This is a genomic window from Alicycliphilus denitrificans (assembly GCF_044792555.1).
GTDB lineage: Bacteria > Pseudomonadota > Gammaproteobacteria > Burkholderiales > Burkholderiaceae_C > Alicycliphilus > Alicycliphilus denitrificans_A.
In genome coordinates, this window is sequence record NZ_CP126238.1 from 1,075,950 (window position 1) to 1,088,365 (window position 12,416).

Genomic DNA, 12,416 nt, shown 5'->3' on the forward strand with positions numbered 1-12,416 from the left:
GGCCCAACGCAACGTATTGAGGATTCGACCATGAGCGCAGTTCTGGACAACCATGGGCATGCCGCCGGCCACGATGCTCACCACCAGCCCACGGGCTGGAGGCGTTGGGTGTTCGCCACCAACCACAAGGACATCGGCACCCTGTACCTGCTGTTTTCCTTCACCATGCTGATGGTGGGCGGCCTGCTGGCGATGCTGATCCGTGCCGAGCTGTTCCAGCCCGGCCTGCAGATCGTGAACCCGGAGATGTTCAACCAGTTCACCACCATGCACGGCCTGATCATGGTGTTCGGCGCCATCATGCCGGCCTTTGTGGGCTTTGCGAACTGGATGATTCCGCTGCAGATCGGCGCCTCCGATATGGCGTTTGCGCGCATGAACAACCTGAGCTTCTGGCTCCTGGTGCCGGCGGGCATCATGTTGTCGGCATCGTTCTTCATGGCCGGCGGGGCGCCCGCCGGTGGCTGGACGCTGTATGCGCCGTTGTCGGCGCAGATGCCCAAGTCGCTGGACTTCGCCATCTTCTCTCTGCACATCATGGGTGCCTCGTCCATCATGGGCGCCATCAACATCATCGTCACCATCCTGAACATGCGCGCGCCGGGCATGACGCTGATGAAAATGCCAATCTTTTGCTGGGCCTGGCTGATCACCGCCTATCTGCTGATCGCCGTGATGCCGGTGTTTGCCGGTGCCATCACCATGACGCTGACCGACCGCCACTTCGGCACCAGCTTCTTCAACCCGGCCGGTGGTGGCGACCCCGTCATGTACCAGCACATCTTCTGGTTCTTCGGCCACCCCGAGGTCTACATCATGATCCTGCCGGCCTTCGGCATGATCAGTCAGATCGTGCCCACCTTTGCGCGCAAGAAGCTGTTTGGCTATACCTCCATGGTGTATGCGATTGCCGCCATCGCAACGCTGTCGATGATTGTCTGGGCGCACCACATGTTCACCACCGGCATGCCGGTCACGGGCCAGCTGTTCTTTATGTACGGCACCATGCTGATTGCCATTCCGACGGGTGTGAAGGTGTTCAACTGGGTTGCCACCATGTGGCGCGGTTCCATGTCCTTTGAAACCCCGATGTTGTGGGCCGTGGGCTTCATCTTCGTCTTCACCATTGGTGGCTTCACGGGCGTGATCCCGGCCGTGGTGCCGGTGGACACCCAGATCCAGGACACCTACTACATCATTGCCCATTTCCACTACGTGCTCGTGGCCGGCTCATTGTTTGCGATCTATGGCGCGTTCTACTACTGGTCGCCCAAGTGGAGTGGCGTCATGTACAACGAGACGCGCGGCAAGATTCATTTTTGGTGGTCGATGATTTCCTTCAACGTCACCTTTTTTCCCATGCACTTTTTGGGGCTGGCCGGCATGCCGCGGCGCTATGCCGACTACCCGATGCAGTTTGCCGACTTCAACATGATTGCATCGATCGGCGGCTTCTTCTTTGGCGCAGCCCAGGTGTATTTCTTCTTCGCCGTGGTGTTGCCGATGCTGCGGGGCAAGGGTGAAAAGGCGCCCCAACGGCCCTGGGAAGCCGCCGATGGCCTGGAATGGGAGGTCCCGTCGCCAGCGCCGTTCCACACGTTTGAGACTCCACCCAAGCTTGACGCCACGGCGACGCGGGTGGTGGGCTGAGCGTGGACTTTTGACAGGAGTGACTGCAGCATCATGACGACTAAAGAGCAACGCCGACGCAATGTTCGCCTGGGATTGAGGCTGGCATCCGTGGTGCTGGCCTTGTTTGTCGGTTTCATTGTTCAGCGGTATTTCCTGCTGACGCACTGAGAGGCTGAGAAAAAATTCCCCATGCCCGCTTTGCACGCCAAAACACCCTCACTCATCGTTGCAAATACTCGCCATAGCCCGAGCTATGGCTGCGTTTTGCGCCTCGATTGGGTGCGTTTTGACGCGCCTCTCGGGTGCGGCCAATTTATTCTCAACCTCTGAGAGGAGATGGGCATGGCACGGCGCGGAGACAACCTCAGGATGCTTGGCAAACTGGTGGTCGTGACTGTCGGCATGTTCTCCTTCGGCTATCTGCTGATTCCCGTTTACAAGGCGATTTGTGACGCCACGGGCGTCAACATCCTGTCGCTCACCGAGCGCCAGGTACCCGGTAACGGAGTGGCCGCAGACGACGCTCGGGCGCTGGCGAAGAACACGCAGGTTGACACCAGCCGCACCATCATCGTCGAGTTTGATGCCAATGCCCGTGGTCCCTGGCAATTCAAGCCGGCGCGACGCAGCATGCAGGTGCATCCTGGTGAGATGGCAACGGTGCTGTACGAGTTTGAGAACGTACAGGACCGGCGCATGTCCGCCCAGGCCATCCCCAGCTATGCACCACGCCAGGCGGCGCCGCATTTCAACAAGCTCGAATGCTTTTGCTTCAGCCAGTACACCCTTGACCCCGGGGAAAAGAAGGAATGGCCCGTGGTGTTCGTGATTGATCCGCGCCTGCCCAAGGATGTGACGACGATCACGCTGTCCTATACCTTCTTTGAAGTGGGAGGCAAGATTCCTGCGGCGCCGCAATCGACGGCGGGGGGTATGCAGGCGCAGAGGGCGGATTCGTCATGACCGACCAGCCTGCACGCGCCAAGGCATCGCTATGGCGTACCGTGCGGGCCGTTGCCTGGGCCATGCTGGGTGTGCGCAATGGTGACGAATACCGCAAGGATCAGGAATCGCTGCGGCCACTGCAGGTCGTGGGCATAGGGCTGGTGGCGCTTTTTCTTATCGTGCTGCTGCTCATGGGCGTGGTGAGCTGGGTGGTTTGAATCACCTGACTCAACCAAAGATGCATCAACAGGAGACCGAGGAGTTGACATGAGTACACCGACCCCAGGCGCAACACAGCCGTACTACTATGTCCCCGCACCTTCGCGCCACCCCGTGATGGTGGCGGCAGGGCTGTTTTTCGTGATCCTTGGCGCCAGTCAATGGATCAACGGCCAGCATTGGGGCCAGTATGCCTTCTGGTTTGGCATTGTCTGGTGGCTGATCGTGCTGTTCCAGTGGTTCCGCGACGCCGCCCAGGAGAGCGAATCGGGCCTGTATGGACGCAAGGTCGATATCTCCTACCGCTGGAGCATGAGCTGGTTCATCTTTTCGGAAGTGATGTTCTTCGGCGCCTTTTTCACGGCGCTGTGGTGGGCGCGCGCGCATTCCGTACCGGCCTTGGGTAGCTTGGACAACGCCTTGCTGTGGCCCGACTTCAAGGCCGCCTGGCCCAGCGTGGTAGCAGGTGCCACGGGCTCTCCGGCCAATGTGGTCGAGCCCTTCCAGACGGTGGGGCCGTTCTGGCTGCCCACCATCAATACGGCCCTGCTGCTCAGCTCGGGCGTGACGCTGACCATCGCCCACCACGCGTTGCGCGCGGATCAGCGCGGCAAGGCCATTGGCTTCATGTGGATCACCGTGCTGCTGGGGCTTAGCTTTTTGTGCGTCCAGGGCTATGAATACTTTCACCTCTATACCGACCTGAACCTCAAGCTCAACTCGGGTGTGTACGGTTCGACCTTCTTCATGCTCACTGGTTTTCACGGCTTTCACGTGTTTTTGGGCATGCTGATGCTGTTGTTCATCACCTTGCGCCTGCAAAACGGGCACTTCACGGCCGAGCGGCATTTCGGCTTTGAGGGTGCGAGTTGGTACTGGCATTTCGTGGATGTGGTTTGGCTCGGCCTGTATGTTCTGGTGTACTGGATGTGATGTGAAGAGCTGCAAACGACTTTCGGGGCAGTCGGGGGATTGCATATGCATCCAGGATCCCCTGACTGCGTATATGCCGCAGGCGCTCCTCGCCTGCTGCCCCGCACCAAAGGCATGAGGCAGGGCAGTTGGAGTGCCAGGCAAATGGCGCCTGCCGTACCGTTGGGCGTGCGGGTAAACACCGTGCACCACTGGGCCTGATCGTGGGAGCCTCCCATCATGGCCGGACTGGTGATAAACACCCTTGAAATTCCGCGCATCTCTATTATGCTGTGATTGTTGTTCGCTGTATTATTTTGTATACAAGAGATTGGTGGGAAATGATGCGGCGGCCGTGAGGAATGCAGGCTGGATCCATGTGGAAATGGATTTTGATATTTCCCGTGGCTTATTTTGATTTTTCTGAGTTGTAGAAAGTGTTTTGTACTGGTTTTGTGGTTTTCATATTTTGCTGTTGATGATTGGTTTTTGAGGGGGGGTTAATGATTAAGATATTTAATCACTATTTCCGTCAACGAACTATTTTGCAGGCCATGGTTTACATGGTCTTGATCGTGGGCACGCTGGTTGCGTCAATGGCTTGGCAGATGGGGGGGGGTATTTTCAATGGCGCAACTATATCTTCCGGCGTCGTTCGTGGAGGGCTGATAGCCATCGGAATATTGGGTGTTAACTTCGCTCTTGGAATTTATGAATGGCCAAATCACCTGACGATGGGGCAGGTGCGTGTACGTATCATATTGTCTTTTTTTTTGGCTGTGGTTATCGTTGGAGGTATATTTCTTCTCTTGCCGCTTGATCCGCCTTATGATAACGATCAGATTCTGCTGGTTTTGCTGCTGATGGTGAGTGCAATGTTGATCATGCGCTTGCTGGGTAATGAGATATTGCCTGCCTCTTATAGACGCCAGCGGGTGTTGATATATGGTACTGGGTCTCGTGCATATATTGCGGGTCAATCATTGCTCGAAAATGACCCCGGCATCGAGTTGGTGGGGTATTTTCGTGGGCCGCAAGAAAAAGAGCCGCCGGCGGTCGGGTTGGACATCGTGTCTGCCAAGGGTACTCTAACGGAGGTCGTGGAGCATTATGGCGTGAATGAAATTGTGGTGGCGGTGAATGAACGCCGGGGCGGAAGCATGCCGCTGCGAGAGTTACTGGACTGCAAGCTTCATGGCGTGCAGGTGATCGATTTGGCAACTCATTTCGAGCAACTACTTGGGCAAATCCACCTGGAGGCAGTATCGGCAGGATGGTTGATTTTTGGAGACGGTTTCAAGCAGGGTTTTGTTCGGTCCGTGGTCAAGCGTTTGTTTGATATTTTTGGCTCTGCAGTTCTGTTGCTGTTGGCATCTCCTGTAATGTTTGTCACTGCATTGATGATAATAATTGAAGGTGGTTTGCCTATTTTTTATCGTCAAGAGCGGGTTGGTCTTAATGGGCGGAATTTTAATGTCATAAAATTCCGCAGCATGCGGAAGGATGCTGAAAAAGATGGCACGCCGCGCTGGGCCGGAGCAGGGGATGCACGGGTCACGCGCGTGGGGAAAATTATTCGAAAAATGCGTATAGATGAGCTTCCGCAGCTGTTTTGCGTGCTTAAGGGGGATATGAGTCTGGTGGGGCCAAGGCCGGAGCGCCCATATTTTGTTGAGCGTCTTACGAAAGATATACCTTATTATGCATTGCGGCATGGCATAAAGCCAGGATTGACTGGCTGGGCGCAGGTGCGATATCATTATGGCGCATCTATTAAAGATGCTGAGCAAAAATTGCAATATGATTTATACTACGTTAAAAACCATTCGTGGCTTCTGGATTTGATAATTTTGTTTGAAACGGTGGGCGTGGTATTGACGGGTAAGGGAGCGCAGTAGCGCAGGTATGTTGATGGCTTTGTTTTTCTGTCTTGCCGAGTTTGAAGATTTCAAGTTGAAGTTAATTTGAGTCCAATCTGCCCGTGGGGTGAGGGCAATTAAATAGCGTGTTGGATCACTAATCTGGACTTGTGTGTAACGAGATGCCCGCAAGAGGCATGGTTGCAGACATGGGGCCGCCATCAGATGCGACTCGGTGTCACTAGAAACGCATGCAGTCCATATACGCCTGCTGCAGTTCGCGCACGCCCGCTTCAATCGACGCGCTGGGGATGGCCGAATAACCCATGCGAAAGCAGCGGCTCCGCGCGGCGGTGGGGTGTGCGAAAAACACGCTGCCCGGCTCGATCAGCACGCCGCGCGCCTGAGCCGCCTCTGCCAGCACTGTGGCGTCCAGCCCGATGGGGCCTTGCACCCAGGCGCCCGAGCCACCGTGGGCCTGGCTCACGGTGCAGTCGGGCAGCCAGCGCGACAGCGCTTCCAGTAGTATTCGGCGGCGTTCGCGGTAGGTGACGTTGAGCTTGCGAATGAAGGCGTCGTGGTGGCCCTGGGCGATGAACAGGCTGGTGATGTGGGCGTTGTTCGACGGCACGTGCCGCATCAACAGGCGCCGTAGCGCCCGCAGTTCGCGGATCAGCTCGGGCGCAGCCACGATATAGCCCAGGCGCAGACCATGGGCCAAGGTCTTGGACAGACTGCCGAGGTAGATCACACGCCCGTCCGAATCCAGGCTCTTGAGTGCGGGCAGGGGTCTTCCCGAAAAATTGAGCTCACTCTCGTGGTCGTCTTCAAACAGCACCACGTTCTTCTTGCGCGCCATGTCCAGCAAGGCCTGGCGCCTCGTCAGTGGCATGGTGACGCTGGTGGGGCACTGGTGGCTGGGCGTGACGTAGGCGTAGTCGCACTGCCCCAGTTTGCGCGAGGGCAGCAGCCCCTGCTCATCCACCGCCAACAACAGCATGCGGCTGCTGCGCAGCGCGAAGTTGTTGCGGGCATCGGGATAGCCGGGATCCTCCATTCCCACCACCGTCTCTGGGCCCATCAGCACCTGGGCGAGCAGATAGCACGCCATCTGCGCACCGGCCGTGACCAGGATCTGATCGCGCTGCGCCACGATACCGCGCGCGGGCAGCAGTCGGTGCTGGATCTGGCTGACCAGGCCCGGGTGGTCGCGGTCCACATGGTCCTGTGACCATTGGCGCACCGCAGGGGCCAGCAACGACTGCTGCGAACACGCGCGCCAGTCGGCCAGAGGCATGAGCGTTGCGTCGAACTGGCCGTACACAAAGGGGTAGGCGAAGTCTTGCCATTGGGCAGGCTTGGCGATGTTGCGCTGCTGGCTGACGGCGGTCTTCAAACGCGCGCGCCAACCCAGGTCGTCACCCGAATTTTCATCGGGCTCTTTGCGACCGGCCTGACCCAGCACGATGTCGGGGTTCACGAACAGGCCGCTGCGCTCGCGCGAGACCAGAAACCCCTTGTCCACCAGCCGTTGCAGCGCGAGCGAGACGGTGTTGCGCGAGACACCCAGGGCCTGCGCCAGGCTGCGGCTGGGTGGCATGGCGGCATCGCTGGGCACCAAGCCATCCAGAATGCTGCGCACCATCATTTCCTTGATGCGGCCTTGCAAGGTGGCGCTGCTGCCCTCGAAGCGGGGCAGCAGCTTGACCCAGATGTCGGTAACGGATTGGGCGGGACGCATGGGGCGGCTGGCGATGGAATTCTGGCACCAAAGAAAACCCATTATGGATCTAACACGGCATCGCGCACAGGCCTAGCATTCCAACACCTCTTCACCGCCACCCCCACCCAACGCACCCACAGGCACACCATGACCACCGAATACCTGAAAAAAGCCACACCACCCCAGGCCACCATCGACGCGGCCACGGGTGAGACCGTGCAGCGCATGCTGGCCACCATCAAGAGCGAAGGTCGCGAAGCGGTGGAGCGTTACGCCAGCGATCTGGACGGCTATCGCGGCAAGATCGTGCTCGATGAGGCCGACATCGCCGCGGCGGTCAAGGCCGTGCCGCTGATGGTGCGCGAAGACATCGCATTCGCCCACCAGCGGGTGCGCGACTTCGCCCAGCGCCAGCGCGACTCGCTGGCCGAATTTGAAGTCGAGCTGATGAGCGGACTGGTGGCCGGCCAGAAGCTGATTCCAGTCAACACGGCAGGTTGCTATGTGCCGGGCGGGCGCTACGCCCACGCGGCGTCTGCCATCATGAGCGTGTGCACCGCGCGCGTCGCCGGTGTGCCCAACATCGTCGCCACCTCCCCCGCGCACAAAGAGGCGGGCGTCAACCCGGCCATCCTCTATGCCATGCAACTGTGCGGTGCCCACACTGTGCTAGCGCTCGGCGGCGTGCAGGCCATCGCGGCCCTGGCGTACGGCTTGTATGCCAAGGCTCCGGCTGACATCATCGTCGGCCCCGGCAACCGTTTCGTGGCCGAAGCCAAGCGCACGCTGTTCGGCAGCATCGGCATCGACGTAGTCGCCGGGCCCACAGAGTCGGCCATCATTGCCGACGAGAGCGCCGACGCAGAAATCGTGGCCGCCGATCTGGCCGGCCAGGCGGAGCACGGGCCGGACTCGCCGGTGTGGCTGTACACCACCTCGCGCGCGCTCGGCGAGCAGGTGATCGCCATCATGCCGCGCGTGATCGCTGCGCTGCCGGAACCGGCCCGCTCCTCGGCCACCGCTGCCTGGCGCGATTACGGCGAGGTGGTGTTCGCACCCACCCGCGAAGAGATTTGCGAAATCAGCGACCGCTATGCGCCGGAACACCTGCAGGTGATGGCATCCGACCTGGACTGGTGGCTGCAGCGGCTGACCAACTACGGCTCGCTGTTCCTGGGCGAAGAAACCACCGTGGCCTACGGCGACAAATGCGCCGGCCCCAACCACATCCTTCCGACCCGGGGCGCGGCGCGGTATTCGGGCGGACTGAGCGTGGGCAAGTTCATCAAGACCGTGACCTACCAGCGACTGAACCGCGCAGCCAGCCGCGAGGTTGGCCAGGTGGCGGCACGCATTTCCCGGCTGGAAGGCATGGAAGGCCACGCCCGCACCGGCGACATCCGCCTGCAAAAGTACTTTCCGCAAGAGCAGTTCGAACTCGGTACCCTGCAAGGCCACCAGCACTGACATGGACACCACCAACGCCCCCGCCCGCGCCGCCGACGGTTTGTGGTTCGGCAAGGATCTGAGCGCGTCCGAGCCCATTCCGGAAACCGCCATCGCGCAAGCCTTGGCGCTGATGCGCAGCGGCCGCCTGCACCGCTACGGCGAACAGGGCGCCGGCACGCCCGAGCCCTCTTTGCTGGAACAGGAATATGCGGCTTATGTAGGCACCAAATACTGCGTGGCCGTCAACTCCTGCGGCGCGGCCATGTTCCTGGCGCTCAAGGCCCTGGGCGTGCAGCCCGGTGACAAGGTGCTCACCAGCAGCTTCACGCTCGCGCCGGTGCCCGGCGCGATTGCGCACGCCGGTGCTTCGGCGGTGCTGGTCGAGACGCAAGACGACTACACCACCGTCCTGGCCGATCTGGAGCACAAGGCGGCCAGCAGCGGAGCGCGCGTGTTTTTGCTATCGCACATGCGTGGCCACATCACTGACCTGCGCGCCGTGCAGGCTATCTGCGAACGCCACCACATCGCCCTGGTCGAAGACTGCGCCCACACCATGGGCGCGCGCTGGGACGGCCAGCACACCGGTACGTTTGGTCGCATCGGCTGCTACAGCAGCCAGACCTACAAACACATCAACTCCGGCGAAGGCGGCTTGCTGGTCACCGACGACGATGACATCGCTGCGCAGGTCATTCTGATGTCGGGCTGCTACATGATGTACGACCAGCATATGCTGCGCCCACCGGCCGAGGTGTTCGAGCGCTGGCGCTACGTCACGCCCAACTTCAGCATGCGCATGTCCAATCTGGCTGCGGCCCTGCTGCGTCCGCAAATCGCGCTGCTGCCCGAGCGGCGTCAGCGCTGGCGGCGCATCTACGACGACCTGGCCCAGGCGTTTACCAGCGTGCCCCAGATCTCGCTGCCGGTGCGCGATGCACGCGAAGATTTCGTGCCCAGTTCGATCCAGTTCTCGCTCGATTTGTCGCCCGCCCAGATCGAACATTTCCTGAACGAATGCGCGGCGCGCGGTCTGTACATCAAGTGGTTTGGCCTGCGCGTGCCCACGGCATTCACCAGCCACTTCGGTCACTGGCACTACTTGCCGGAACAAGCGCCGCTCAAGCAGTCACAGCGCGTTCTGCGCCAGTTGCTCGATCTGCGTACTCCGCTCTCGCTCACGTCCGATGACTGCCGCCTGATCGGCCAAATCGTGCAAGTGGCCGCCGCCGCTGCTGCCGCCCACCCGCCTGGCGGGTGAACACTAGAAAGACCTGCCATGAAACCTTACCCAAACCCGACCTTTGCGCCCGAGCAGACGCTGGATCCCGCCGACTGGAACGCCTTTCGCGCCCAGGCCCACCGCCTGCTGGACGCTGCGGTGGACCGCATGGAGCGCTACCGAGAAGGCCCGGTCTGGACCGCGCTGCCACAGGCGCTGCAAGCGGACTACCAGGCGCCTTTGCCCAGCATGGGCATCGGGCCAGAAGCCACCCAGGCCCACATGGAGGCCTTGCTGCCCTACGGCGTAGGCAACACCCACCCCCGCTTTTTTGGCTGGGTGCATGGCTCGGGAACGCCGTGCAACCTCATGGCAGACATCACTGCCGCAGCCATCAATGCCAACCTCGGCGGGCGCGACCACGGCGCGATGTATGTGGAAAAGCAGGTGGTGAACTGGTGCCGCGAGCTGTTTCAGTTTCCAGCGACGTCCAGCGGCCTGATCGTGAGCGGCACATCGATCGCCACCGTCATTGCCCTGAAAGCGGCGCGCGACCGCTGCTTTGACTTCGGCAGCCGCAAAGCCGGGCTGCAAAATACCGCGCGAGGCCGGCTGGTAGGTTACACCTCGGAGCAAACCCACTCCTGCGTGGCCCGGGCCTTCGACATCCTGGGCCTGGGCACCGAAGCATTGCGCAAGATCGCTGTCAACGGGCGCTTCGAGATCGACACCGAGGCACTTAAGGCGGCCATCGCGCAAGACCGGGCGGCCAACCTCACGCCCTTTCTCATCGTCGGCACAGCAGGCGCTGTGAACGTCGGTGCCATCGACGATCTGGAGACCTTGGCCGATATCGCGCAGGCAGAACAGCTCTGGCTGCACATCGATGGCGCGTTCGGAGCCCTGGGTGTTCTGAGCGAGCGCCTGCGCCCACGCCTGACCGGATTGCAGCGCGCCGACTCGATAGCGTTTGATTTCCACAAGTGGCTGCACGTGAACTACGACGCTGGCTTCATCCTGATGCGCTCCGAAGAATCGCACCGCCGCGCTTTCTCAGAGCGCCCGGAATACCTCAAAGGCGCATCGCGCGGGCTGGCTGCCGGCAACCCCTGGCCGGTGGAATACGGACCGGAACTCTCGCGCGGCTTCCGCGCGCTCAAGGTCTGGGCCCAACTGGCCGAGCACGGCACCGCCAAGCTCGGGGCGCTGATCACACAGAACTGCGAGCAGGCGGCCTACCTCGCCGAGTTGGTGAATGCATGCCCGCAGATGACGCTGGTGGCACCGGTGGCCATGAACATTTGCTGCTTCCGCTACCAGATCGAGGGCCAAGACGCAAAAACCACCGACGTGCTGAACGACGAGATCGTGGTGCAACTGCAGACCCAGGGCATCGCCGCGCCGTCCACCACGCTGGTCAATGGGCGCAACGCCATCCGCGTGAACATCACCAACCACCGCACCACGCGCGCCGATCTGGAGCTGCTGGTGCGCGAGGTGCACCGCATCGGACAGGAGCTGCTGAACACTGGTCTTGCACCGGAAAAATGGAATTTCTAAGCCCAGGCCTGTTCAGAAACACTGCTGTCCGCTTCCGCCCCCACGTCGGATCGCTTACCCGGCGGTGGCGATCAAGCTCACGCCGGCCATGAGCAACAGACCGGCAGCCACGCGCGACACCGCCACCGGAGAGAGCTTCAGCGGATAGTGCCGGTTGCCCCAGGTGACTCCGAACAGCAACGGCACGGCCAGCACCGCGTAAAGGGCTGAGGCCGGCGTAAACTGCCCGGTGATCAACACCGTCGCCAGCCGCACCAGCTGGCTCAGGCCAAACATCACCAACAGCGCTTGGCGAATCACCGCCAGACTGAGAGGCTGGCGATAGAGCTTGTAGACCAGCGGAGGCCCAGCGGTGGAAAACATACCACCCATCAAGCCTGCTAGCACACCGGTCCACGCAAACGAGGCCGCTGTATCCATCTCGGTTTTGGGCTGAAACCGCATCACGAGCAAGGCAGCGGAACCCACCACCGACACCCCCAACGCGATCTTGAGCAGGAAAAGAGCGCTGTCACCGAGCCAATACAGCAAAGCCAGTCCTCCAATCACACCGATCAAGCTAGGCCAGATCGCCGGCTGGATGACCCGCCACTCGGGTGTGATCGGAAATTCGCGGAAATGGATCAGGGTCTGGCTCAACGTGATCAGCGTCACGGCATTGGCCGCGGTCGCGATCGGGATCAAGTCGAACATGCCCACCAGCGCCAAAAAAATGAGGCCAAAGGCAAAACCCGTCAGACCTTGCACATAGGCTGCCAAAGCAACACAGAGCAATATCCAGAGCGTATTGAGAGTCAGCAAAGCATCCAGCGACATGGCGAAGAGATTTTTTCAGAGAACGCAATCGACCGCAGAACGCCAGCCGCCGATGGGCCGATGCAAAACGCACCGCAAA

The 12,416-nt window shown here is 60.5% G+C and carries 11 protein-coding genes; 9 read left to right on the forward strand and 2 right to left on the reverse strand.

The genetic code is table 11. The features are described from left to right. The first annotated feature begins 30 nt into the window (after positions 1–30). The 6 genes from ctaD (at position 31) to P7644_RS05080 (ending at position 5,606) form a co-directional block, all read left to right on the forward strand. Positions 31–1,650 (forward strand): cytochrome c oxidase subunit I, encoded by a 1,620-nt coding sequence (gene ctaD, locus P7644_RS05055; protein ID WP_404301979.1) that lies wholly within the window; start codon positions 31–33, stop codon positions 1,648–1,650. 33 nt (positions 1,651–1,683) lie between these two features. Beyond that, positions 1,684–1,800 (forward strand): cytochrome oxidase small assembly protein, encoded by a 117-nt coding sequence (locus tag P7644_RS05060; RefSeq protein ID WP_404301980.1) that lies wholly within the window; start codon positions 1,684–1,686, stop codon positions 1,798–1,800. Between the two features lie 174 nt (positions 1,801–1,974). Further along, the gene (locus P7644_RS05065) at positions 1,975–2,595 is read left to right on the forward strand and encodes a cytochrome c oxidase assembly protein (protein WP_404301981.1); all 621 of its coding nucleotides are present in this window, start codon (positions 1,975–1,977) and stop codon (positions 2,593–2,595) included. Beyond that, positions 2,592–2,795, forward strand: a complete 204-nt coding sequence (locus P7644_RS05070; RefSeq protein WP_404301982.1) for a DUF2970 domain-containing protein — start codon at positions 2,592–2,594, stop codon at positions 2,793–2,795. Before P7644_RS05065 ends, P7644_RS05070 begins: the two co-directional genes overlap by 4 nt. 49 nt (positions 2,796–2,844) lie before the next feature. After that, a complete protein-coding gene (locus P7644_RS05075; protein ID WP_404301983.1) occupies positions 2,845–3,729 on the forward strand; it encodes a cytochrome c oxidase subunit 3 in 885 nt (294 codons plus the stop codon). A gap of 482 nt (positions 3,730–4,211) precedes the next feature. After that, entirely contained in the window at positions 4,212–5,606 is a 1,395-nt protein-coding gene (locus tag P7644_RS05080; RefSeq protein ID WP_404301985.1) for a TIGR03013 family XrtA/PEP-CTERM system glycosyltransferase, read from the forward strand. 202 nt (positions 5,607–5,808) lie between these two features. Here P7644_RS05080 and P7644_RS05085 read toward each other — a convergent pair whose 3' ends face one another. After that, positions 5,809–7,308, reverse strand: coding sequence for a PLP-dependent aminotransferase family protein (locus P7644_RS05085; protein WP_404301986.1), 1,500 nt, complete (start codon positions 7,306–7,308; stop codon positions 5,809–5,811). 129 nt (positions 7,309–7,437) lie between these two features. Here P7644_RS05085 and hisD point away from each other — a divergent pair, with 129 nt between their 5' ends. The 3 genes from hisD to P7644_RS05100 are packed head-to-tail and all read left to right on the forward strand — an operon-like array spanning position 7,438 to position 11,521. Then, positions 7,438–8,757, forward strand: a complete 1,320-nt coding sequence (gene hisD / locus P7644_RS05090; protein WP_404301988.1) for a histidinol dehydrogenase — start codon at positions 7,438–7,440, stop codon at positions 8,755–8,757. A 1-nt stretch (position 8,758) separates the two neighbouring features. Next, positions 8,759–10,000 (forward strand): DegT/DnrJ/EryC1/StrS family aminotransferase, encoded by a 1,242-nt coding sequence (locus P7644_RS05095; protein ID WP_404301989.1) that lies wholly within the window; start codon positions 8,759–8,761, stop codon positions 9,998–10,000. A gap of 18 nt (positions 10,001–10,018) precedes the next feature. Further along, the gene (locus tag P7644_RS05100) at positions 10,019–11,521 is read left to right on the forward strand and encodes a pyridoxal phosphate-dependent decarboxylase family protein (protein WP_404301990.1); all 1,503 of its coding nucleotides are present in this window, start codon (positions 10,019–10,021) and stop codon (positions 11,519–11,521) included. 54 nt (positions 11,522–11,575) lie between these two features. Here the strand turns inward: P7644_RS05100 and P7644_RS05105 are convergent, their stop codons facing one another. Beyond that, entirely contained in the window at positions 11,576–12,337 is a 762-nt protein-coding gene (locus P7644_RS05105) for a TSUP family transporter (protein ID WP_404301991.1), read from the reverse strand. Positions 12,338–12,416 lie beyond the last annotated feature (79 nt).